General features: G+C 68.0%; 17 protein-coding genes. 3 read left to right on the plus strand and 14 right to left on the minus strand.

Going from position 1 to position 22,724, the window contains the following annotated elements:
- Positions 1-97: 97 nt before the first annotated feature.
- The 8 genes from F7Q96_RS02445 to F7Q96_RS02480 form a co-directional block, all read right to left on the minus strand.
- Entirely contained in the window at positions 98-466 is a 369-nt protein-coding gene (locus tag F7Q96_RS02445) for a response regulator transcription factor (RefSeq protein ID WP_082371745.1), read from the minus strand.
- Between the two features lie 44 nt (positions 467-510).
- A complete protein-coding gene (locus tag F7Q96_RS02450) occupies positions 511-1,608 on the minus strand; it encodes a porin (protein WP_144425954.1) in 1,098 nt (365 codons plus the stop codon).
- The gene (locus tag F7Q96_RS02455; RefSeq protein ID WP_053823943.1) at positions 1,595-1,867 is read right to left on the minus strand and encodes a XapX domain-containing protein; all 273 of its coding nucleotides are present in this window, start codon (positions 1,865-1,867) and stop codon (positions 1,595-1,597) included. Before F7Q96_RS02455 ends, F7Q96_RS02450 begins: the two co-directional genes overlap by 14 nt.
- Before the next feature lie 94 nt (positions 1,868-1,961).
- Positions 1,962-3,590: an MFS transporter gene (locus tag F7Q96_RS02460; protein ID WP_053823942.1), complete on the minus strand. Its 1,629-nt coding sequence runs from the start codon at positions 3,588-3,590 to the stop codon at positions 1,962-1,964.
- Entirely contained in the window at positions 3,587-4,018 is a 432-nt protein-coding gene (locus F7Q96_RS02465) for a DoxX family protein (RefSeq protein WP_390885713.1), read from the minus strand. Before F7Q96_RS02465 ends, F7Q96_RS02460 begins: the two co-directional genes overlap by 4 nt.
- 91 nt (positions 4,019-4,109) lie before the next feature.
- Positions 4,110-6,056: an amidohydrolase gene (locus F7Q96_RS02470; RefSeq protein ID WP_053823940.1), complete on the minus strand. Its 1,947-nt coding sequence runs from the start codon at positions 6,054-6,056 to the stop codon at positions 4,110-4,112.
- Positions 6,057-6,072: 16 nt separating this feature from the next.
- Entirely contained in the window at positions 6,073-6,894 is an 822-nt protein-coding gene (locus F7Q96_RS02475) for an alpha/beta fold hydrolase (RefSeq protein WP_053823939.1), read from the minus strand.
- A gap of 45 nt (positions 6,895-6,939) precedes the next feature.
- Complete coding sequence (locus F7Q96_RS02480; protein ID WP_053823938.1) at positions 6,940-7,626, minus strand: hydrolase; 687 nt, start codon at positions 7,624-7,626, stop codon at positions 6,940-6,942.
- 451 nt (positions 7,627-8,077) lie between these two features.
- On the opposite strand from F7Q96_RS02480, the gene F7Q96_RS02485 reads away from it, so the two are divergent.
- The 3 genes from F7Q96_RS02485 to F7Q96_RS02495 all read left to right on the plus strand — a co-directional run bounded on the left by F7Q96_RS02485 (position 8,078) and on the right by F7Q96_RS02495 (position 14,854).
- A complete protein-coding gene (locus tag F7Q96_RS02485; protein ID WP_053824628.1) occupies positions 8,078-8,692 on the plus strand; it encodes a response regulator transcription factor in 615 nt (204 codons plus the stop codon).
- Between the two features lie 197 nt (positions 8,693-8,889).
- Positions 8,890-9,273, plus strand: a complete 384-nt coding sequence (locus tag F7Q96_RS02490; protein ID WP_053824627.1) for a hypothetical protein — start codon at positions 8,890-8,892, stop codon at positions 9,271-9,273.
- A gap of 163 nt (positions 9,274-9,436) precedes the next feature.
- Positions 9,437-14,854 (plus strand): ATP-binding sensor histidine kinase, encoded by a 5,418-nt coding sequence (locus F7Q96_RS02495; protein WP_151021986.1) that lies wholly within the window; start codon positions 9,437-9,439, stop codon positions 14,852-14,854.
- A 102-nt stretch (positions 14,855-14,956) separates the two neighbouring features.
- Here the strand turns inward: F7Q96_RS02495 and F7Q96_RS02500 are convergent, their stop codons facing one another.
- The 6 genes from F7Q96_RS02500 to F7Q96_RS02525 form a co-directional block, all read right to left on the minus strand.
- Positions 14,957-17,242 carry a xanthine dehydrogenase family protein molybdopterin-binding subunit gene (locus F7Q96_RS02500; RefSeq protein WP_226994936.1) on the minus strand — a complete coding sequence of 762 codons (2,286 nt, stop codon included), beginning with the start codon at positions 17,240-17,242 and terminating at the stop codon, positions 14,957-14,959.
- A 32-nt stretch (positions 17,243-17,274) separates the two neighbouring features.
- Positions 17,275-17,745 carry a (2Fe-2S)-binding protein gene (locus F7Q96_RS02505; RefSeq protein ID WP_053823936.1) on the minus strand — a complete coding sequence of 157 codons (471 nt, stop codon included), beginning with the start codon at positions 17,743-17,745 and terminating at the stop codon, positions 17,275-17,277.
- A 414-nt stretch (positions 17,746-18,159) separates the two neighbouring features.
- Entirely contained in the window at positions 18,160-18,621 is a 462-nt protein-coding gene (locus F7Q96_RS02510) for a RidA family protein (protein WP_082371743.1), read from the minus strand.
- A 33-nt stretch (positions 18,622-18,654) separates the two neighbouring features.
- Positions 18,655-20,106, minus strand: coding sequence for an aminotransferase class V-fold PLP-dependent enzyme (locus F7Q96_RS02515; protein WP_053823935.1), 1,452 nt, complete (start codon positions 20,104-20,106; stop codon positions 18,655-18,657).
- A 288-nt stretch (positions 20,107-20,394) separates the two neighbouring features.
- A complete protein-coding gene (locus F7Q96_RS02520; RefSeq protein WP_053823934.1) occupies positions 20,395-21,066 on the minus strand; it encodes a response regulator in 672 nt (223 codons plus the stop codon).
- A complete protein-coding gene (locus tag F7Q96_RS02525) occupies positions 21,032-22,609 on the minus strand; it encodes a cache domain-containing protein (protein WP_082371742.1) in 1,578 nt (525 codons plus the stop codon). Before F7Q96_RS02525 ends, F7Q96_RS02520 begins: the two co-directional genes overlap by 35 nt.
- Positions 22,610-22,724 lie beyond the last annotated feature (115 nt).

Genomic DNA, 22,724 nt, shown 5'->3' on the forward strand with positions numbered 1-22,724 from the left:
TTGCGGTGTCAACCTGGGGTGGCGGGAATCACCGTGCCATGTGCCATGTGCCCTGTGCCTTTTGTCATGCGGAAAGGCTGGACGATATGCTCGATGACTAGCGGTTCTGCTCGCCGCCGCCCAGCGCCCGCTCGATACATCCGATGATCTCCGTATCCTCGAACGGCTTGTTGACAAAGCAGGCGGCGCCAGCCGCGCAGGCGCGTCGCTCGTGGCCTTGTTCGGAAAACGCCGTCATGAAGATGATCGGCACGTGGCAGCCCCTCGCGCGCAGCGCCTCGCACAGCGCGAAGCCGTTCATTTGCGGCATCTGGACGTCGGTGATCACGCATGCGATCTGATGCAGCGTGGCCGATTGCAGCAGATCCGCGCCGCAGCCATAGAGTTCGACCGCCAGGCCGAGGGACCGCACCAGCCTCCCCATGGCATCCCTGACGGAGATGTCGTCGTCGACGATGGCAATCACGGGGGGCGAGGTCACAAGGGATCCTTGAGGAATCGGGCGTTTGCCTAGAAGGTATGCCGCATGCCGAGCGCAAAGACCTGCGGATTGGCTCCCGCCGCGATGCCGAGCTCATTGATCGCCAAGTCATAGGTGGCGTTCCGCTTGTTGTCGATGCGGCTGTAGTACGCATACAGCGCCGTGCGCTTCGACAGCGGATGGTCGTAGCCGACCGTCCATTGCATGGCGCCAGTCTGCGGACCGCTGCGGACGAACCCGATGGTGTCGGTCGATGCGCCGGAGCCATTGGCCGCAAGCCCAAAGCCCAGCCGCAGGCTGCCGGCGCCCAGGCGCTGCACCAGCGACGCATACCAGGCATTGCGTTGAAGATCGCCGCTGGCAGTCCGGTAGTGCAGCCGCTCGTAGACGCCGGCGATGCGCGTGCCGGGCAGCAATTGCCACGCCAGGCCGAGCTTCAATGCGTCGTCGTTGCGGCCGGCCGCCTGATAGTGCCGGTGGACCTCGTAGGCAACGGTCGCGTCGATCGGTCCGCTTTGGTAGACCAGAGCAGCGGAGTAGAGCGACGGATTGCGCGCGACCGTCGTCCTTTCCTCAGGCAAGCCCCAGCCGAGCCACAAGCTGGCACCGCCGAAGCGCGGCGACCGGTATTGCACGATGTTTTTCTGGCGGCGATCGAACGAACTGATGTTTTCGACGTTGTCGGAGGTGGAGGCCGACCCATTGCCGATCAGCGCCATATAACCCGCGGTGGTCGGATAGTAGGGGTCGTAGCCCATCGTCGACTCGGTATACGGCGTATGCCAATGGCCCAGGAACAGCAGGCCGTAGTCGCCCTGCAGCCCGATCCGCGAATTGCGCCCGGCGATCTGACCGTCGCCGGTGTCGGGCGACAGGTTGCTCTCGATCTGCCATACCGCCTTCATCGAGCCGCCCAGCGCTTGCTCGCCGCGCAGGCCGAACACCGACCGGTAGTTGCTCTGGCGGATGACGCTGCCCAAATGGCTTCCGTCGGCGGCCGTACCGGCACGGACGTATTCGAGCGCCGTATTGAGCCGGCCGTAGACCGTGACGGAACCCTCCGCCAGCGCGCAGCCGCACGTCATCGTCAGCATGCCGGCGCAGCAGAGCGCGTCAGTGCGCCGCATCGCCATCCTTGCGATTGGCGGCAAGCGTCGGCCCCGGCGTGCCGGTAATCTTCGGCACGCACTCGGCATGGAACCGGGCCACGGTGACCGGCTCGCCCGCGAGCATGCGCTTGACCGGCGGAATCAGCTGCTCGCCGATCAGCATGCCCAGCAGGCCGATCAATGCCACCGCTGGCGGCGCGGGCGATCGGACCTGCATCAGCGCATAGATGATGCCGACCAGGATGCCGGCGCCCAAGGAAACGAGATAGATCTTCATGGCAGCCTCGTAAGCAGGAAGGAAGCAGGAAGGAAGCGGGAAGCAAGCGGCAAGCAAGGGAAGCAAGCGGCAAGCGCGGCGAAAGCGAGCGGAATCAGGGCGGCGCGGGCGGCAGGCCGACACCGAGCAGGTGGCGTACGCGCGGCGGCTCGGTACCGGTGTGGAAGCGGGCGATGTCGCGCTGCAGGTCGGCGTCCGCGTGCGGTACGCGGCGGTGCTGGCGCAGATGCTCGGCCCACGACTCCACCAGGAACCATTCGGTCAGCAGCTCCGGATCGGTCGGATCTTCCATCACGCCCCAGCTGAAGGCGCCGTCACGCAGCCGCTCCTCCGACAGCTGATGCACGGCCCGCAGGAAGGCATCGCGGCTGGCGGCCGGAATGCAGTACTCGATCAGGATCATCACGGGCCCCCGGTCGTGCGCGATCTCGTCGGCCTTTTCCGGCTCGGGCCAGTGGCGTGCCGGACCGAGGTCCTCTTCGCCGCGCGGCAGCCTTACCCGGCGCAGCAGCAGTGTCGCGACGATCAGGCCCGCGCCGGCAATCCACAGCGCATTGGGCGTCCCCAAACCCTGCGCGACGAAGCCCCAGATCAGGCTGCCGCCGGCCAGCGCGCCGTTGAAGACCATCTGATAGACGGCCAGCGCGCGGCCGCGTACCCAGTTCGGCAGGATGGCCTGGGCCGCGCCGCCCAGCGTGGTCAGCGCCATGATCCATGCCGCGCCGAGCAGCAACAGCAGCGGCAGCGCAACCCACACCGGCGGTGCGATCGACAGCGCGGCCATCACCGCGGCGGTGACTACCGCGGACAGCAGCACCATGCCATCCGAATCGAGCCGCTTCTGCAGCGCCGGCATCGTCAGCGCGCCCAGGATCGCGCCCGCACCCACGGCGCCCAGCAGGATGCCGTAAAGGCCCGCGCCGCCGTTGAGCAGCTGACGCGCGACCAAAGGAAGCAAGGCCCAGACGCTGCTGCCGAACGCAAAATGCACGGCAGCACGCAGCAGCACGATATGCAGCTTGCTGTGCGCCCGCGTAAAGCGCAGTCCGGCCCGGAAGGCGCTGAAGAAATGCTCGCGCAGCGGATCGCTGGGCTGGGCCGGGCGTTGCCACCAGATCAGCGCCGCGATCACGAACAGATAGCTGAGCAGATCGGCACCGTAGGTCGCCGCCGCACCGAATGCCGCCAGCAGCAGGCCGCCGGTGGCAGGGCCGATGGCGCGCGCGATATTGACGCCCAGCGCGTTCAGCGCCACTGCCTGCCGCAGCGTGCTCGGCGGCACCAGCTCGGGCACGATCGACTGCCAGGTAGGGCCCATCATCGCCGCGCCGATGCCGCCGACGAAGGCGAGCGCGATCAGGATCTCGATGGTCAGCGCCTGCCGCCAGGCCAGCAGCATCAGCGTGCCGCTGACCAGCGCGAGGCCGATCTGGATCACGATCAGGAAGCGGCGCCGATCGAGGATGTCGGACAGCACGCCGGCGGGAATCGCCAGCAGGAATACCGGCAGCGTGGCCGCCGCCTGAATCGTCGCGACGGCAGCGGGCGAGCTCGACAGGTCGGTGGCCAGCCAGGCGCTGGCGACGTCGCGCATGAAGCTGCCGATATTGCCAAGGATGGTCGCGACCCACAGTACCGCGAAGGTCGGCCTGGCCAGCGGCGCGAAGGTGCCGGCCGATGCCGGCGCGGCCGCTGCCGTATCGGGGGACGCGCCGGTGCTCATGCCCGCCTCCGCGTACGCCAGTCGTGCCAGGCCACCAGCAGGAAGCCGCCGACCAGGCCCAGGTGCTCGAAGAAGGCGTTGGCCATCATGAACTGCGCCTCGGGCGGCGCGTTCCAGAAGCGGTTGGCCAGGAATGTGGCGGCCAGCGTGAAGGCCGCCAGGGCCAGCGCGCCGAGCCAGCGCCCAATGCCGGCCAGGATCATGGCGGCGGCCACCAGCTCGAGCGCGATGGTGGCGACGGCCATCGGCACGGCCGGGCTCAGGCCGAAATGCTGCATCTCGGCGACGGCACCGGGGAAATCGAGCAGCTTGACCAGCCCGCCCTGCAGATAGGCGCCGCACAGCAGCAACAGCGCGATCCAGCGCATCGCGCGCGGCAGCATGCCCGCATCGTCATCGGCCGGGGAAGGCCGGGAGCTCGACAGCATCATGTTGGTTCTCCGGTTGGCGGCTTGCGGGTCGGCTTGCACGCCGGCTTGCAGGACGGCTTGCAGGACGGCTTGCAGGTGGGGCTACCCATCAGAACGCCCAGCACGAGCACCCCAGCGCGCCCCAGAACCCGCTTTCATCGCTGGTCGGCACGCTCGATGTCCACGCCTTCGCGTGCGCGTGGCCATGCACGCCGCACGAGGACACGCAGCCGCAGGCGGTGTTCAGCGCCAGCGTGCGGGCCTGCGCCTGCGGCCGCGGCTGGTAGCGGCTGCCATGGCGGGCCGGCGACCAGTCCGGCATCGGCGGCGGCAGGTCCGGTTCGTGCCGGCCAAACTCGGCGTCACCGTAGACCACCTTGCCGCCGAGCACGGTCATCACCGAGGTGATGTCCTGGATCTCGTCGCCGGGCACCGAGAAGTAGTCGGCCGACAGCACCGCCAGGTCGGCCAGCTGCCCCACCTGGATCTGCCCCTTCTTGCCGACCTCGGACGAGAACCAGGTATTGGCCTCGGTCCACAACCGCAGCGCGGTCTCCCGGTCCAGCAGATTGGCCTGCGGGTACATCGCCATGCCGCCCACCGTCTTGCCGGTGGTCAGCCAGTACAGCGATACCCAGGGGTTGTACGAGGCCACGCGGGTGGCATCGGTGCCGGCCCCGACCCTGACGCCGCGCTCGAGCATCTTCCTGACCGGCGGCGTGGCCTCGGCCGCCTTGGCGCCGTAGCGCTCGACGAAGTATTCGCCCTGGTAGGCCATGCGATGCTGCACCGCGATGCCGCCGCCGAGCGCGGCGATGCGGTCGATATTGCGGTCCGAGATCGTCTCGGCGTGGTCGAAGAACCAGTTCAGGCCCTGGAACGAGACGTCGCGCGCGACCTTCTCGTAGACGTCGAGCGCGCGCGTGATGGTTTCGTCGTAGGTCGCGTGCAGGCGCCACGGCCAGCGCTTCTCGGCCAGCAGGCGGATCACCGGCTCCAGATCGGCCTCCATCGACGGCGGCATGTCTGGGCGTTCGACGCGGAAGTCCTCGAAGTCCGCCGCGGTGTAGACCAGCATCTCGCCGGCGCCGTTGTGGCGATAGAGATCGTCGCCCTGGCCGGGCCGCACCGATGAGGTCCAGTTCTGGAAGTCGCGCAGCTCTTCCTTGGGCTTCTGCGTGAACAGGTTGTAGGCCAGCCGCACGGTCAGATGGCCCTCGCGGTGCAGCTCCTCGACGATCTGGTAGTCGTCCGGGTAGTTCTGGTACCCGCCGCCGGCATCGATCACGCCCGTGACGCCGAGCCGATTGACCTCGCGCATGAAATGGCGGGTCGAATTTTTCTGGTACTCGGGCGGCAGCTTCGGGCCCTTGGCCAGCGTCGCATAGAGGATGGTGGCATTGGGCTTGGCCAGCAGCAGGCCGGTCGGGTTGCCGCTGCCGTCGCGCACGATCTCGCCGCCCGGGGGATTGGGCGTGTCCTTGTTGTAGCCGACGGCGCGCAGCGCGGCGCCGTTGAGCATCGCGCGGTCGTACAGATGCAGGATGAACACCGGTGTGTCGGGCGCCACGGCGTTCAGTTCCTCGATGGTCGGCAGGCGTTTCTCGGCGAACTGGTGCTCGGTGAAGCCGCCCACCACGCGCACCCATTGCGGCGCGGGAGTGCGGTCGACCTGCGCCTTGAGCATGCGCATCGCGTCGGCCAGCGAGCGTACGCCATCCCAGCGCAGCTCCATGTTGTAGTTCAGGCCGCCGCGAATGATGTGCATATGGCTGTCGATCAGCCCGGGGATGGCCCGCCGGCCATTCAGATCGATCACCCGGGTGCCCGATGCCGCCAGCTTCATCACGTCCTGGCGCTCGCCGACGGCAATGAAGCGGCCGTCCGCGATGGCAACGGCATCGGCCTGCGGATTGGCGCGATCGAGCGTGGCGAACTTGCCGTTGACGAGAATCAGGTCGGGTGTCGGGTTCGGTGACATGGCGAAGAGCTCCGAAGAGGCGGCCGCGCCGAGCGCGGCCGCCGAGGCGATGAATTGCCGGCGGGTGACTGACATAGGCTTGTCTTGCGGCTCAGGCGTTCAGGAAGGCCAGCAGGTCGGCATTGACCTCGTCGGCATTGGTCACGCACATGCCATGCGACGCGCCCGGGTAGACCTTCAGCGTGGCGTTCGGCGCGATCTCGACGGACAGCCGCGCCGCGTTGTCGATCGGCACGATCTGGTCGTCATCGCCATGCAGGATCAGCGTCGGCACCGTCATCTTCTTCAGGTCCTCGGTGTAGTCGACCTCGGAGAATTCCTTGATGCAGGCGTACTGACCGACAATGCCGCCGGCCATGCCCTGCGCCCAGAACGCGTCGATCGTGCCCTGCGAAACCTTGGCATTGGGCCGGTTGAAGCCGAAGAACGGCATCGCCAGGTCCTGGTAGAACTGCGACCGATTGTCGGCCACGCCCTTGCGGATGCCGTCGAATACCTCCAGCGGCAGGCCATTCGGATAGGCAGCGCTCCTGGCCATGGTCGGCGGCACCGCGCCGATCAGCACCGCCTTGGCGACGCGTTTGGTGCCATGGCGGCCGATGTAGTGCGCCACTTCGCCGCCGCCGGTGGAATGGCCGACCAGCGTGGCGCCCTGGATGTCGAGCGCGTCGAGCAGCGCGGCCAGGTCGTCCGCATAGGTGTCCATGTCGTTGCCGTGGGCCGGCTGATCGGAGCGGCCGTGGCCGCGCCGGTCGTGCGCGATCACGCGAAAGCCCTTTTGCACCAGAAACAGCATCTGGGCATCCCAGGCGTCGGCGTTCAACGGCCAGCCATGCGAGAAGACGACCGGCCGGCCGGTGCCCCAGTCCTTGTAGAAGATGCGGGTACCATCCTTGGTGGTGATCGTGTTCATCGGTTCGTTCCTCGAGTCAGGTGGAAGCGGTGGGGTGGGGGGCGTTCAGCGTGCCGCGACCGGCGCGATCGACTGGTGCGGGGTGGCCGTGCGCTGCTCGGCCTTGTGCACCATCGTGTAGGCATAGTCGACGCCCATGCCGTAGGCGCCGGAGTGTTCCTTGACCAGCTTCATCACCGCGTCATAGGTGTCGCGGTGCGCCCAGTCGCGCTGCCATTCGAGCAGTACCTGCTGCCAGGTCACCGGCACCACGCCGGCCTGCACCATGCGCTGCATCGCGTAGTCGTGCGCGTCCTTGCTGGTGCCCCCCGACGCATCGGCCACCATGTAGATCTCGTAGTCGCCCTCGAGCATCGCGCACAGCGCGAACGTGGTATTGCAGACTTCGGTCCACAGGCCGGACACCACGACCTTCCTGCGGCCGTTGGCCTTCAGCGCGTCGCGCACCTTCTGGTCGTCCCAGGAATTCATCGAGGTGCGCTCGAGCGTCTTTGCCTCGGGGAACACGTCCAGGATCTCGGGGAAGGTGTAGCCCGAGAACGACTCGCTCTCGACCGTGGTGATGGTCGTGGGCACATTGAAGATCTTCGCGGCCTTGGCCAGGCCGACGACATTGTTCTTCAGCGTCTGGCGGTCGATCGACTGCACGCCGAACGCCATCTGCGGCTGCTGGTCGATGATGATCAGCTGGCTGTTCTGCGGGGTCAGGACTTCTAGCTTCGGGTTGGCCATCGGGAGCTCCCTGGAAACGAGGTTAGAACGAAGTGGGACGAGAGGGACGAAAAAGGCGGTGCGCGCATTCGCGGTACGCGAAGCGGGGTGGGCGGCACCGAACCGGTGCGCGATCGGCGGGGCGACGGCGATGCAGCCCGACAGAAGACTAGACGGCCCAGGCGTTGGCCGCCATTGACCGATCGTATTAGTGGCCAGTGGCGCGATGGCGGCAGCGCAGTACGCGAACCGTCGTCGCCCGCGTTCACGGGGACGGCGGTGGCGGCATCGCTGCCGGCGGCGCCACTAACACAAAGGTATGGGTGGCCGTGCCGGCGCCGCTATGCTGAAATCGGCCGGTCCCGCGGGCCGCGTCATCGGCCCTGTCTATAATCCCCGCGATCTGCTCGAGCACACTGGAGGACCGACCGTGACCACCCACAGCGAGGCACATGCTGCCGGCGGCGAGTCGATGGTGCTGATCGTCGACGATGATGCGGGGCTGCGCAATGCACTGGGCAACCTGTTCCGGTCCGTCGGCATCCGAGTGGCGCTGTTTGACTCGGCAGCCGAACTACTCGAGTTCGAGCTTCCCGACATGCCATGCTGCCTGGTGCTGGATGTTCGCCTGCGCGGCCCCAGCGGCCTGGAGCTCCAATCGCGCCTGTTGCAGATGGGCGTTCCCATTCCGATCATCTTCATGACGGGGCATGGCGACATCCCGATGACAGTCGCGGCAATGAAGGCGGGCGCGGTGGATTTCATGTCCAAGCCGTTTCGCGACCAGGATCTGCTCGATGCCGTCACGGCGGCGCTCGACAAGGACCGCGCGCGACGGCAAGGGATGCGCCAGGTCGAAGCGATCCGGCGGCACTACGCCACGCTGACACCGCGCGAGGCGGAGGTCATGGGGCTGGCGGTCACTGGCCTGCTGAACAAGCAGATCGCGGCGGAGATCGGCATCAGCGAGGTCACCGTCAAGATCCATCGCGGGCAGGCCATGCGCAAGATGAAGGCCCGAACCTTCGCCGACCTGGTATTGATGGCCCAGCAACTGGGCATCCGGCAAGGCCTGCCGGCCGGCTGAATTCGCGCTACGCGTGCCTTCCCAAGCGGGGGGCGATCTGGCATCAAAATATTTGAATAACAAGGCCAAACCGCGGTCTTTCTCCCACTGCGACCTCCCTCTATAGTTCAGCACATGGACGACGCGACGGCGCAACAAACTCAAGCGCGGCAGCGTCCGAACCGATTCAAATTCGCTGACTGATGAAGGAGAAAGCCATGCCCAAGAACACCGCCCTGAAGATCGCTTCCGCTCTGCTGCTGTCGTTTGCCGGTGCCGGCATCGCGCAGGCCGCGACGGTCCCCGCCGACAAGTACGGCTACGAGTTCCGCACGCCGCAGACCTACACCGAAGGGGCGCGCACCTTCGATGTGCATGGCGATGGCGCCCGCGGCTTCGACCCGTACACCCAGGGCGCGCGCAAGGCCGACCCGTTTGTCGACGGCGCGCGCAAGGTGGCCGGACTGGATCGCGTGGGCGTCTCGGCAACCCCCGGCCGTGCTGCCGATGCGTACACCGATGGTGCTCGCGGCTTCGATGCCTTCAGCGAAGGCGCACGCGGCGTCAATCCGTATCTGGACGGCGCCCGCATCCAGGCCTGACTCGATGCGGCGTGCCGCGCTGCGCCGCGGCCGTCGCATGGCTGTCTATAATGGCCGCCCACTCGCAAGCAACGGACGGGAGAAGGGCGGTGATGGATCCAGTGCAGGCAGCCCCGATCGCCCCGGCTGGGGGTGGCGCGGGCCAGTCCAGGAGCGCCGCGTCATGACCTCGCCGAACCGACCCGAGCGGCATTCACCGATCGCCTTCGATGCCGCATGGCTTGCCGCCACGACAGCCCACCTGTTGAGCGCGGCGGACGGCGTGGTCGCCGAGCGTCTGTTCGATCCTCGTACCGGCACATACTGGCTGTCCCGCAGCGCGTCGCTCGCATCGGACGGCGCGCATCGGCAGTTGCAGAACGAACTGAGGCTGGCGCCGCGCTTGCATCCCGGATGGGCGACGGTGCCGATTGCCACCGTCTGGACCGCCGACCGAATGGTGCTGTTGTCGGAGGCGCATCCGTCTTCCCGCACCGCCGCGGCGCAGATCGGTCCCGTGCTTCCCATTGCCGCCGTATTCCAGATTGCCATCGCCGCCGCTCGCGCGTTGGCGGCCATGCACGGGAAAGGCCTGCTGCATGGCGATATCCGCCCGCACAACCTGTTGATCGACGACAGCGGCGCGTTGCGCCTGACCGGCTTCGGCCATGCCGTTCCCGTCGACTCCGGCGGGCAATGGGCGTCCCTAACGGTACCGCAACCGGCCCAGCAACCGGCCTCGCAACCGGCCCCGCAACCCATACCGCAACCCATACCTCAACCGGGCGCCGCCGCGCTGCCGTATCTTGCCCCCGAGCTGGCCCGCGGCGACGTCGCCCGCATCGGCGTGCGTTCCGACTTGTACGCGCTGGGCGTTGCACTGTACGAGTTGCTGATCGGCGCGACCCCGTTCCAGGCCGAATCGCCGGCCGCATGGCATCACGCCCATCTCGCCGTCGAACCGGTGCCGCCGCAGTTCCGCCGTCACGATGTGCCCGGCATGCTGGGCCGCATCGTGCTGAAGCTCCTGGCAAAGGACCCCGCCGACCGCTATGCCAGCGCCGCGTCGCTGGTGTCGGATCTGCTGCGGCTGCGGACCGAATGGGAGTCGACGGGGCGGATTGCGCCGTTCCAGCCCGACGCCGCCGTTCGGCCGCCGATTCCGATGCTGCCCGGCCAGCTGTTCGGCCGCGACACCGAGAAGGCGATGCTGTCCGAGGCATGGTCGCGTGTGCGCGACACCGGCAGATCCGAGCTGGTGCTGATCGCCGGTGCCGCGGGCTCCGGCAAATCGGCGCTGGTCGACTGGCTTCGGCGCGAGGCGGGCCTGGACGCGCTGCACTTTGCCGGCGGCAAGAGCGATCAGTTGCAGCGCGAGACGCCGTATGCGCCGGTGGTGCAGGCGCTGCGCGCGTCGACGATGGCCTTGCTTGGCGAGGATGAGGCCGTGCTGGCGCCGCTGCGGCAGCGCTGGCTCGACGGGCTTGCGGGCCAGGGCAGGGCCGTGGTCGAGCTGGTTCCCGAGGCCGAGCACGTGATCGGCGCCACCGCGCCGCTGTCCGAGGTGCCGGCCGCGCAGGCGAGGGCACGGGTGGACACCGCGATGCTGCGAACCTTCGCCGCCTTTGGCGAGGCGGGCACGCCGCTGGTGCTGTTCATCGACGATCTGCAGTGGGCCGATGCGTCAACCCTCGGGCTGCTGGAGGCGTTTATCGCGCAGCCGCCCGACAACGTGCTGTTGATCGGTGCCTATCGCGATTCCCGCGCCGGGCAGGAGCCCGGTGCCGGCGCCATCGAGCGGCTCGCGGGTCTGGCGCAGCCGGCGCGGCCGGGTATGACGGCGGCAGCGCCGGCAACGCCGATATCCGACACAACGACGGCCGCAACGAGCGCCCCGATGGCCGTCAGCCGTATCCAGATCAAGCCGCTGGCGCTTGCCGAGCTCACCGAGCTGGTGGCGGCTGCGCTGGACGAAGCGCCGGCCCGGGTGGCGGAGCTCGCGCGTGCCGTGCGCGCCAAGACCGCGGGCAATCCGTTCTTTACCTACCAGCTGCTGCGCACGCTGATCGACGAAGGGGTGCTGGCCTACGACGGTGCGGCTTCGCTGTGGCAGTGGAACGCGGCCGACCTGGTGCGCCTGCGTTATACCGACAGCGTGATCGACCTGATGGTCCGGCGCTTTGCGCGGCTGCCGACCGCCGGCACGCTGCTGCTGCAGCAACTGGCCTGCGTCGGCATCCGCTGCGGCGAGGGGCTGCTGGCGCGCATTGCCGGCATCTGTCCGCTGCAGATCGGCCAGCGGCTGCGGCCCTTCGTCGACGCGGGCTTGCTGGACCGGCTGCCCGAGGGCTATGCGTTCCGCCATGATCGCGTGCTCGAGTCCGCGTACACGATGATCGCGCCGGACCGGCGTTCGGCGATGCATGCGCACATCGCGGCCAGCATGATCGAGCACTGGCAGGACGAGCTGCCCGACTACGCCTTCGAGATCTGCAACCAGATCGAGCGCGCGGGCGATCATCCGCTGACCGGGCAGCAGCGCGCCGCCTTTGTCCATGTCGCGATCGTCGCGGGCCGGCGCGCCAAGCGCGCGGCCGCGATCGAACAGGCGGCGCGCTATACCGACGCGGCGTTCCGGCTGATGCCGGCGTCGTGGCGGTCACCGCAAGACCGCTTGCATGACGGTCCGCAAGACGGTCCGCCTGAGGGTCCGCATGACGCCCCCCATGCGCGGCCCGACGATGGTTCCCCCTACGCGCTGGCCTACGCGGCCAGCGTGCTGCGCTGCGAATGCCTGCTGGCGCAGGCCGATCTCGACGGCGCCCGGCGGGAAATCGATGCGCTGCTGATGCGCGAGCTGCGGCCGATCGACCGCGCGGCCGTGCACCGTCTCGAGGCCATCCTGCTGACCGTGCGCTGCGATTACGAAGGCGCGATCAACGCGGCGCTGTCCGGGCTCGCGCTGCTCGACGTGCGCCTGCAGCGGGATCCGGCGCGCATCCATCATCGCGCCGCTTACGAGGCCGTCACGGCCGCGCTGGGCGACCGCGCGATCGCCGATCTCGGCGCCTTGCCGGCGACCGGCGATCCACGTATCCGCACGGCGATGGGCCTGCTGTCGACGCTGATCTCGTCGCTGTTCGTGTCCGACGGCATCAGCTTCTTGCATGTCGCCAAGATGGTCGAGCTGACGCTGGAACACGGCGCGACGCCCGAATCGGCCTACGGCCTGTCGTGGTTCGGCGTGTTCGTCGCCAGTCTCTACGACGAATACGACGACGGGTTGGCCTATGGCCTCGCCGCGCTGGCGCTGATCGATCGCCATGGCTACGAGGCAGAGCGCATCGCCACGCTGGTCGCGCTCGACCAGGTCAGCGCCTGGACCCGGCCGCTGCCGTACGCGCTGGAACACGCCCAGCGCGCGGTCGCGCTGGGGCGCGCGTCCGGCGACATCGGCATGGCGTGCTACGCCTGCAACCATATCGCCTCCGACCTGCTGGCGATGGGCGAGCATCTGCGGCTGGTCAAGGAGGAGATCGAGCGCGGTCTCGAACTGACGAGGCTGGTCCAGTACCGCGACATCGAACTGATCCTGCACGCGCAGAGCCACTTCGCGCAGCGCCTGTGCGCCGGCGACGATGCGATGGCGCAGGACGGGCCGATGCCGGCGGCGCAGACCAGTGTCAAGGAGCGGCTGCGCCTGAGCAACTCGTTGCCCACACGCTTCTGGATCTGGCTGTATGACGGCATGGCAGCGGCATACCTGCACGACTGGGAGCACGCGAGCCGCAGCCTGGCGCAGGCGGAAACGCTGATCTGGTCGGCGCCCGCGCATATCAATGTGGCGGATTGCCGCCTGTTTCTGGCGCTGTCGTTTGCCCGCGGTCCGGCGGCCGCGCTGGATCGCGACCAGGCCATCACCGCGCTGCAAAACCATCGCGAGCGCTTTGCGCAATGGGCCTCGCTCAATGCGCTGACGTTCCAGAGCAAGCTGTCGCTGCTCGACGGCGAGATCGCGCGGCTGCGCGGCGACCCGCTTGCCGCGCTGGTCTGCTACGAGCGCGCGGCCCACGCCGCGCAGGCCGCCGGCTTCGTGCATGAGCAGGCGCTGGCCAACGAACTGGCCGCGATGCTGTGCGAGAACCACGGTCTGCATACCGCGGCCCGTCAGCACTACCGCGGCGCGCAGGACTGCTACCGTCGCTGGGGCGCCGATCACAAGGCGGCACTGCTGGCCGCACGCCATCCGGAGCTCGGCGCCTGGTCCGACGCCCAGGCAAGCCCCGTGGCGCGGTCGGGCGCGGCGCTGCCCGCGGCGACGCGCTCACTCGGTATTGAGGCCGCGCAGGCGCTGTCGGGCGAGGTCGTGATGGACCGGCTGATCGAGACGCTGATGACCAATGTCGTGGTGCATGCCGGCGCGCAGTACGGCGTGCTGCTGCTGATGCATGGCGACCGGCCGATGATCGAGGCAACGGCGCGGGTCGCCGATGGACGCGTCGCGGTGACGCTCGGCACCGCCGCGCCGACCCAGTGGGCGTTGCCGCTGACCGTGCTCAATACCGTGCTCAGGACGCAGCGGACGCTGGCGCTGGCCGACGCGGCCGTCGAGGCGCCGTCGATCCGCGAGCGCGCCGGCACCGTCGGGCCATTGCGGTCGGTGCTGTGCGTGCCGCTGATCCGGGGCGGCGGCTTGATCGGCGCCTTCTATCTGGAGAACAACCTGTCGCCGGGGGTGTTCCATGCCGACTGCATCGCGGAACTGGAGGTGCTGGCGCCGCAGGTCGCCATCTCGCTCGAGACCGCGCGGCTCTACGAGCAGCTGCTTGACGAGAACACGCGCCGGCTGACCGCCGAGATGAACCTGCGTACGGCGCGCGCGGAGTTGGCCCGCACCTCGCATCTGACGGTAATGGGCAGCCTGGCTGCGTCCATCGCGCACGAGGTCAATCAACCGCTGACCGCGATCGTGGCATCGGTCGATGCGAGCCTGCGCTGGCTGAACCGTCCGGCGCCGGAGCTGGGCGAGGTCGCCGAGGGGCTCGCGCAGATCAAGCAGAACGGACTGCGCGCGGCCGACATCATTCGCGCGCTGCGGTCGCTGGCGAAGCAGGCGCCGGCCGTGCTGGCGCCGCTGCGGCCGGACGACGTGGTCAGTGAAGTGCTTGACATGGTGCGGATGGATATCGAGGAACACGATGTCCGCGTCCACGTGCGGCTCGAGGCGGGCGCGGCGACGGTCGAAGGCGACCGGGTCCAGCTGCAGCAGGTCGTGCTGAACCTGATTACCAATGCGCTCGATGCGATGGACGGCACGCCCGCCGAACGGCGCGAACTGATCGTGACGTCGCGGCGCGAGCCGGGGCGGCAGGGGCAGCAGGAGCAGGTGGTGGTCAGCGTGCAGGACCGCGGCGAGGGCATCGCCGCGGACGCCTCCGAACGGATCTTCGATCCGTTTTTTACGACCAAGGCGAGCGGCATGGGCATGGGCCTGGCGATCTGCCGCTCGATCGTCGAGGCGCATGGCGGCACGCTGCAGGCGAGGTGGCCCGAGCAGGGCGGCAGCGAATTCGAGTTCCGCCTGCCAGTGGTGGCGGGTTAGCGGCGCACCAACTGCAAAAAAACACGCGCGCAAGGCGATCGGCCTTGCGCGCGTGCTTGCCGGTGAGGCAGCGAGCCCCCGGCGATGGCACTGTGGCCCGTGCTAGGCGACCGTGCGCACAGGCAACGAACGGATCCGCTTGCCCGTTGCGGCAAAGATCGCGTTGCACAGCGCCGGTGCGACCGGCGGCACCGGCGGCTCGCCGACGCCGCCCGGCGGCACGTCGTGGCTGCCGTTGACCAGGTGCGTGCGAATCGTCCGCGGCGACGCGTGGTGGCGCAGTACCTCGTAGTCGTGGAAGTTGCTTTGCTTGACCCGCCCCTTCTCGAAGGTGATCTCGCTGGACAGCGCCAGGCTCAGCCCCATGATCGCGCCGCCTTCGAGCTGCGAACGGATGCGTTCCGGGTTGATCTGCGGGCCGCAGTCCATCGCCATGTCCACCGCGACGACCTGCACCTCGCCCTTGTCGTTGACGGCGACCTCGACGACCGCGGCCGTATAGCTCATGAAGCTGTAGCAGAAGGCCAGGCCCAGGCCATGCCCGCGCGGCAGCTTGCGGCCCCAGCGCGCGCCGCGCGTGGCGGCCTCGATCACGTCGCGCAGCCTGCCCGTGTCATACGGATAGCGCTCCGGCGATTCGGTGTAGTTCCAGCTATCCGCCATCGTGCGCGGATCGATCTTGCGGGCCGGGCCGATCAGGTCCAGCGCGAACTGCTTGTGATCCTTGCCGGCGCGATGAGCCAGCTCGGCGATGAAGCACTGTGCCGCGAACGCATGCGGGATATTGGACACCGAGCGGAACCAGCCGATGCGCGCGTGGGCCTCGACTTCCGCGGTTTCGACACGCACGTTCGGAATCCGGTACGGCATGTTGATGGCCGACATCCCCAGTTCGAACGGCTGCTGGCCCTTGGCCCCGGCCGTAAACAGCGAGCCGATGGTCGGCGCGGCGCTGCGGTGCAGCCAGGTCTGCGGGCGCCCGTCCTTGCCGACGACCGCCTCGAGGCGCTCCACCGACACGGTGTGCAGGTAGTCGTGATGGATGTCGTCCTCGCGTGTCCATACCAGCTTGACCGGCGTGCCGGGCATGGCTTGGGCCACGACCGCGGCCTCGTCGACGAAGTCGGGCTTGGACTTGCGGCCGAAGCCGCCGCCCAGCAGCACCACGTTGACGCGCACGTCCTTGGGCTCGAGCTTGAGCCGCTTGGCGACGGCGGTCTGGGCGGCCACCGGATTCTGGACCGACGTCCATACCTCGGCGGTCTTGCCGCTGACGCGCACCGTCGCCACCGGCGGTTCCATCGAAGCATGGGCCAGGTGAGGCAGGTAGTACTCGGCCGCGTAGCGCTCGCTCTCGGCGCTCTTGTTCCAGGCAGCCGGCGCATCGCCCTCGTTGCGTACCACCTTGCCCGGTTGCCGCGCCGCGGCTTCCAGCGTACGGCGATAGGCGACCGAGTCGTAAGCGGCATTGGGGCCGTCGTCCCACTCGATCTCGAGCGCGGCACGGCCCTGCATCGCGGCCCAGGTATTGCGCGCGACCACGGCGACGCCGCCGAGCGGCTGAAACGCGGGCGCGCCGCTGAACGGCGGAATCTCCACGACCTTAAGCACGCCCGGTACGGCCAGCGCCTTGTCGGCGCGAACCGCACGCACCTTGCCGCCGACCACCGGCGGCCGGGCGACCACGGCATAGACCATACCGGGCAGGCGCACGTCCATGCCATAGGTGGCCTGGCCCTTGCCGATCGCTTCCAGATCGACCAGGCGCACGCGGTCCTTGCCGATATAGCGGAACTGGTCGGGGGTCTTGAGCTTGAGCGTGCCTTGCGCGGGGACCGGCTGCTTCGCGGCGTCGGCGGCAAGCTCGCCATAGGACAGGCGCCGGCCCGTCGGCAGGTGGACCACCTCATGCCGTTGCGCGCGGACCTCGCCGACCGGCACCGACCAGCGCGCCGCGGCGGCGGCCTCCAGCATCTGCCGCGCCGCCGCACCGACGCGCCGCATCGGCATCAGGAAATGCCGCACGCTGCGCGAACCGTCGACGTTCTGGTTGCCGTAGCGCGTTTCGTTGGCCTCGGCCTGGACCACCTTGACGCGGTCCCAGTTCGCCTCCATCTCGTCGGCGACGACCATCGGCAGGCTGGTCCGCACGCCAGTGCCCATCTCGGCGCGATGCGCGACGATGGTCACCGTGCCATCGGCGCCGATCGAGACGAATACCAGCGGATCGGACACCGTGCCGCCGGGCATCGAATCCGCGCCATATTTCTTCGGCGCGTCGTCATCGGCGCGGGCCAGGCCGATGATGCCATTGGCGCCTACCGCCAGCGCCAGCGTGCCGAGCGCAGTGCCTTGCAGGAAGCCGCGGCGCGAGAGGTCCGGGGTCATGGCCGGGGTCATGGTCGAGTCGTTTGCGCGCATTACTTGCCCCCCTTGGCCAGTTCGCCGGCCGCCTGCTTGATCGCCGCACGGATCCGAGGGTAGGTGCCGCAGCGACAGATGTTGCCGCTCATCGCTTCGTCGATCTGGCGCTCGTTCGGCGCCGGTGTGGCCTTCAGCAGGCTGACCGCCGACATGATCTGGCCGGCCTGGCAATAGCCGCACTGGGCCACGTTGTTCTCTACCCAGGCTTTCTGCACGACGCGGCCGACGCGATCGGATTCCACGCCTTCGATCGTTGTGATGGCGTGCCCGTCCGCGGCGGAGACCGCGGTAATGCAGGCGCGAATCGGCGAGCCGTCCATATGCACCGTGCAGGCGCCGCACAGTGCCATGCCGCAGCCGAATTTGGTGCCGGTCATGCCGAGCTCGTCGCGCAATACCCATAGCAGCGGGGTATCGCCCGGAACGTCGATTTCCTTGATCTGGCCATTGAGTTGGAGGCGTGCCATGGCGGAATAGAGGTCGGTGGGGTAGTGTTCGGGAGTTGTTATCCGAGCGCGGGCCGCTGCGGCATGCACGCCGATTGCGCGCCGAATTGCGCTCCGGCGCAATGATATTCGCTAATGCCGTTTCTCGCAGCGTGCGCAATCGGCAAGCACTGATGCGTCGGCTCGCCGGACTACTTCGAGGCGCACGGCGTGCAATGCGATGGCGGCCCATGGCCCCCAAGTTTCCGGTGCTGTTCGCCTGCTATCCGAACCGGCGCAATGCGTCGAAGGCGCTGACGCTGGTGATCGAGGCGATCCGGTGGCGGGATCGAGGCGGGAGTGGACGCCGCGGGCGGCGCGAGCGGCAACGGGGAAAGCGGGGCCGGCCGACGCCGTGCCCCGCTGTCCTTGCCGCGTGGCGGGCCTTGGGCCCGCTCAGGGCTTCACCGCAATCGCCCCGATCTCGACCGCCACATCGCGCGGCAGCCTGGCCACCTGCACCGTCGCGCGCGCCGGCGTGACGCCGGTGAAGTAGGTCCCGTAGACCTCGTTCATCTTGGCGAAGTCGTTCAGGTCCTTCATGTAGACCGTGGTCGAGACGACGTTGGCCATCGTCATCCCGTCGGCCGCCAGCACGGCCTTCAGGTTGTCGAGCACCAGCCGGGTCTGCGCCTCGATTGGCGCGTCCTTCATCAATTCTCCGGTCTTCGGATGAATCGGGATCTGCCCGGCGAGATACAGCACATTGCCGGCGCGGACCGCCTGCGAATAGGGCCCGATGGCCTTGGGCGCATCGGGAGACGAGACGGCGCGCAGGGCGCCGCCTTGCTGGGCGCAGGCGGACAGCGATGCCGCGCCGCAAAGCGCGGCGGCAATCAAAGCGATCGATCGTTTCATGGGCTGACTCTTGTTGGAAAGGGGGAAGGTCGGTTATGCCATGGCGCCGGACAGATTCCACATCGATTCCACCAGCCGGTCGATGTCGTTCGCGTCGTGCCACAGGTGCGTCGAGATGCGGATGCCGTAGTGCTGCGCGGGCGCGCCGATGACTTCGAAGTTGACCGAGCGGATCACGAAGCCCGGCGAGAAGTCGCTCAGCATGCGGTTGACGAACGTGGTGGCCTTCTGCTGGTTCATCACGTCGTCGCGATTGCGGAACGGATTGAAGCAGGTCAGCGCCGACACCAGCTTCGGGTCGTCCTTCGGCGAATACAGCGAGTCGATACCCCAGCGTTCGACGATCTTTTCCTTCAGGTAGGCCGACAGCGTCAGATCGTAGGTTTCGATCTTCTTCCTGCCGATCGAATCCCACATTTCGCAGGCCCGTGCCAGCGCACGGAACATCGGCACATGCAGGCTGCCGCAGGAGGTCACCGTGGCGGCGATATCGTAGGCGCCGCGCGGCTGCTGCCTCGCGTAGGAACTGGTATGGATCGGGAACCAGTCGGGCAGCGGCAGCGGGTTCGATGCGCGCATCTTGTTGCGGATGACCAGGATGCCGGTCGAGCCGGGGCCGCACTGCCACTTGTGTCCGGCGCCGGACATGAAGTCCATGCCGAGCGCGCCGTAGTCGTACGCCATCATGCCGGGCAGGTGCGCGCCATCGACAATGCTGATCAGGCCATGCGCCTTGACCACCTCCATCAGATCGGCGATCGGCAGCATGGTGCCGGTCTTGTAGGTCGGCGATGACCACATCATCGCGCGCACTCGCTTGCCCTGGCCCTTCAGCGCCCGGATCCGTTCGTCGAACAGCTGCACATAGGTGCTGGCGCTCTGGCGATTGCCGGTCGGCACCTGGATCATCGACACTTCGATGCCATAGCGGTCCACCGCGATATTGAGCGGCGTCAGACCGCCGCCGTGTTCGTGGTTGGTGGTCACCACCACATCGCCCGGTTCCCACTTGATGCCCAGAATCGCATGGCACATGCCCGACGAGGTGTTGGCCGAGAAGGCGAGCTCGTCGCGATCGACGCCGAAGCCCTTGGCCACGGCCTCGCGCAGGTCCGCGAGGTTGCCATATCCGCTCGAGGAATCGGCCGCCTTGGCGAAGTTTTCCTGCTCGAACGTATCGAGCACGACCTGCGGCATCGAGCCGCCGGTGCCGATGTTCATGTAGACCTTCTCGGGCTTGAGCACGAACATGCCCTGCACCTGCGCCCAGAACGCTTCGTCCTGCGTCAGCCGCGAGCGCAGGTCCGATGCCTGCGCCGATGCGTCGTCGGAGCAGGCGCCGATCAGCGGCCCCAGGGCCAGCGAGCCGGCGCCGTAGGCCAGCATCCGAAGAAATTCACGGCGCTTCGGCGTCCACGTCGCCAGGTCCTCCGCCTGCCATTGCGTCGCGACTGCCGGTCTCTGCGTTTGCTTCAGCTCGTCCATGGTGCTCTCCCGTTTCGGTCCAACGATCTCGGTCCAACGATCGGCGCATCGCGTATTCGAACACTCGAACATTCGAACGCATGGCGCCTGTCCGAAAAAAGTCTATGCAAACTGCGGTCCCGGCATCAGGACGACTTTCCCCTACGCAGTAATACCGAGAGCACGGCGTTCAGGCACGCAGAAGGGCAATGCGCAAGCGAGGCGCGCTTGCGACGTGCGCCCGGGCAGTGCGCTCGCGCGGCGCGGGGGCACCATCGCGGGGATGGCGCCCCAGCAGAGGGATGACGGTCAGCAGTCCGTCGCGAGTGCCTCGTCGGCCAATCCGACCGCATGCAGATCGGAGAAGTGAACCGCGTACTTGACGAGCTCCGCGCGTCCGCCGACCTGCAGCTTGCGACGGACATGCAGGCGATGCGTCTCCACCGTCCGCACCGAGGTGCCGAGCCGCTCGGCGATTTCCTTGTTGGAATAGCCCTCGGCCACCAGCTTCAGCACCGTGGCTTCCTTGGGCGTCAGCGTCCGCCGCGATGACGGGGGCGGCTCGTCGGTCCGCAGATACGCCTGCAGTTCGGTATTGAGATAGGTGCCGCCCGCGGCGACCGTGCGGATCGCGGTCACCAGCTCGTGTGCCGGCGCTTCCTTCAGGACATAGGCCGCGATGCCGAGCGCGAAGGCGCGGCGCACATACTCCGGATCCTTGTGCATCGACAGCGCGACGACGCGTATCGACGGAAACCGCTCGGCAAACCGCGTGGCGAGCTGCAGGCCGTTGGCGTCCGGCATGTGAATGTCCGATACAACCAGATCGGGACGCCGCTGCTCGGCCACCGCGATGGCGTCCTCCACGTTGGACGCCTCGCCGACCACCGTCATTTCGCCGGTGGCCTCCAGACGCAGGCGGACGCCGTCCAGCACGAACGGATGGTCATCGACGAGCAGCACACGCAGGTTCGAGGTCATGCAGCAGGGCTCCTTGCAGGGGGACGGTGGCCGGAACGTCGGGCCGGCTGTCGGCGCGGCTGTCGGCGCGGATGTCGGCGCGGATGTCGGCGCGGCTGTCGGCGCGGATGTCGGTCTCGGGCTCGGGCGCGCGCAGCGCCAGCCGTACCTCGACGCGCGTGCCGTCGGGCCCGGTATGGATGGCGAAGCCGCTGCCTTCCAGGCTTTCGATGCGCTCGCGCATATTGCGCAGGCCGATGCCGCGCTGGCGGTCGGCACGCACCTTTTTCAGATCGAAACCGCGGCCGTTGTCCTCGATCGTCAGCTCGACATGGCGCTCGCTTCCGGTAAGTGCGATCTGCACCCAGCCGGCATGGGCGTGGGACAGCGCATTGTTCAGCGCCTCCTGTGCAACGCGGAACAGCGCCGTGGCCTGTGCCTCGGACAGCGCCGGTATCGCACCGTGCTCCGCGAAGCGCAGGTCGACGGGACACTGCGGCCGCAACTGTTCGACCAGCATGCGCAGCGCGGCGGCCAGACCCAGGTCGCTCAGCAGCGCCGGATGCAGGCCGTGCGACACGCGGCGGATCTCGACCAGGGCCTCCTGCAGACGGCCCAGGCCCTGCGCCAGCAGTTCCTGCGGCGCGTGGCGGCGTGCGGGCGGCGCGGCGGATGTCCGGTCCGATCCCTGTTCCTGCTCCAGGTGGACCTGTGCGGTCTCCAGCAGGTACTTGGACGACACCAGCACCTGCACCACGCCGTCGTGCAGCTCGCGCGCGACGCGGGCGCGTTCCTCCTCCTGCGAGCTGACCACGCGCCGAGCCAGCCGGCGCAGCTTCTCGCCGGAGATCCGCGAGTTGTGCAGATTCAGGGCAAGGCCGCCCAGGCTGATCAGCATGATGGAGCCGAGCGCGAAGGCGCTGATCCGGATCTGCGTATCGCGCAGCGTGCGGGCGGCATTGGCGTCGAAGGCCGCCAGCTCCCGCTCGATGTCGTCCATATAGAGGCCGGCGCCGAGGATCCAGCCCCATTGGTCGGCGGCACGCACATAGGACATCTTCGGCGCTTCGGTGCGCGAGGAGGGCTTGATCCAGTTGTATCGAACAATGCCGCCGCCGGCGCGCGCCTTGTTGATCAGCAACATCGCCTGGTCGCTGCCGGTATCGGCCGGATCGCAGAAATCGACGCCGTCGATTCCCATGCTGCCCGGGTTCAGCAGCACATTGCCGAGGCGGTCGTAGACGAAGAAGTAGCCGTCGTTGCCGAAGTGCATGCGGGACAGGGCGGCCAGCGCCTGCTGCTGCAGGTCCGCCTCCTCGCCGCTGCCGTGGGCGATGCGGACCAGCGTGGCATGCCCGAGTTCGACGTAGTGGCGCAGCTCCTTTTCCTTGCTGGCCACATAGACGGCCTGCACCTGCTGGCGGTCCTGCCGCGAATGGCTGACCATCTGGTACGAGACAGCCCAGGTCACCAGCACGAAAACCACCAGCATCAGGGCCGCGAACAGCGCGACCGTCCGCATGCGGATCGTCAGGCTTTGCACACGTGGGGGCAAATGGATCATCGAGGGGGCGCCCAAGAGCCGGTCGTATTCGGATTCGGCAAGCCGTGTGGATGGCCGCCGACGAAACACCGAGGCGGCGCCGAGCAAATGCCGACGCCGCCGAACAAATCGATTC

The organism is Cupriavidus gilardii, assembly GCF_008801915.1.
Taxonomy (GTDB): Bacteria; Pseudomonadota; Gammaproteobacteria; order Burkholderiales; family Burkholderiaceae; genus Cupriavidus; species Cupriavidus gilardii.

Bases quoted from the DNA above. Each gene is read 5' to 3' on its own strand.
- F7Q96_RS02465 (WP_390885713.1), bottom strand. From the start codon at position 4,018: ATGCTGTCGAGCTCCCGGCCTTCCCCGGCCGATGACGATGCGGGCATG.
- F7Q96_RS02525 (WP_082371742.1), bottom strand. From the start codon at position 22,609: ATGATCCATTTGCCCCCACGTGTGCAAAGCCTGACGATCCGCATGCGG.
- F7Q96_RS02475 (WP_053823939.1), bottom strand. From the start codon at position 6,894: ATGAACACGATCACCACCAAGGATGGTACCCGCATCTTCTACAAGGAC.
- F7Q96_RS02495 (WP_151021986.1), top strand. From the start codon at position 9,437: ATGACCTCGCCGAACCGACCCGAGCGGCATTCACCGATCGCCTTCGAT.
- F7Q96_RS02510 (WP_082371743.1), bottom strand. From the start codon at position 18,621: ATGAAACGATCGATCGCTTTGATTGCCGCCGCGCTTTGCGGCGCGGCA.
- F7Q96_RS02460 (WP_053823942.1), bottom strand. From the start codon at position 3,590: ATGAGCACCGGCGCGTCCCCCGATACGGCAGCGGCCGCGCCGGCATCG.
- F7Q96_RS02470 (WP_053823940.1), bottom strand. From the start codon at position 6,056: ATGTCAGTCACCCGCCGGCAATTCATCGCCTCGGCGGCCGCGCTCGGC.
- F7Q96_RS02505 (WP_053823936.1), bottom strand. From the start codon at position 17,745: ATGGCACGCCTCCAACTCAATGGCCAGATCAAGGAAATCGACGTTCCG.
- F7Q96_RS02515 (WP_053823935.1), bottom strand. From the start codon at position 20,106: ATGGACGAGCTGAAGCAAACGCAGAGACCGGCAGTCGCGACGCAATGG.
- F7Q96_RS02455 (WP_053823943.1), bottom strand. From the start codon at position 1,867: ATGAAGATCTATCTCGTTTCCTTGGGCGCCGGCATCCTGGTCGGCATC.
- F7Q96_RS02480 (WP_053823938.1), bottom strand. From the start codon at position 7,626: ATGGCCAACCCGAAGCTAGAAGTCCTGACCCCGCAGAACAGCCAGCTG.
- F7Q96_RS02485 (WP_053824628.1), top strand. From the start codon at position 8,078: ATGGTGCTGATCGTCGACGATGATGCGGGGCTGCGCAATGCACTGGGC.
- F7Q96_RS02500 (WP_226994936.1), bottom strand. From the start codon at position 17,242: ATGACCCCGGACCTCTCGCGCCGCGGCTTCCTGCAAGGCACTGCGCTC.
- F7Q96_RS02450 (WP_144425954.1), bottom strand. From the start codon at position 1,608: ATGCGGCGCACTGACGCGCTCTGCTGCGCCGGCATGCTGACGATGACG.
- F7Q96_RS02520 (WP_053823934.1), bottom strand. From the start codon at position 21,066: ATGACCTCGAACCTGCGTGTGCTGCTCGTCGATGACCATCCGTTCGTG.
- F7Q96_RS02490 (WP_053824627.1), top strand. From the start codon at position 8,890: ATGCCCAAGAACACCGCCCTGAAGATCGCTTCCGCTCTGCTGCTGTCG.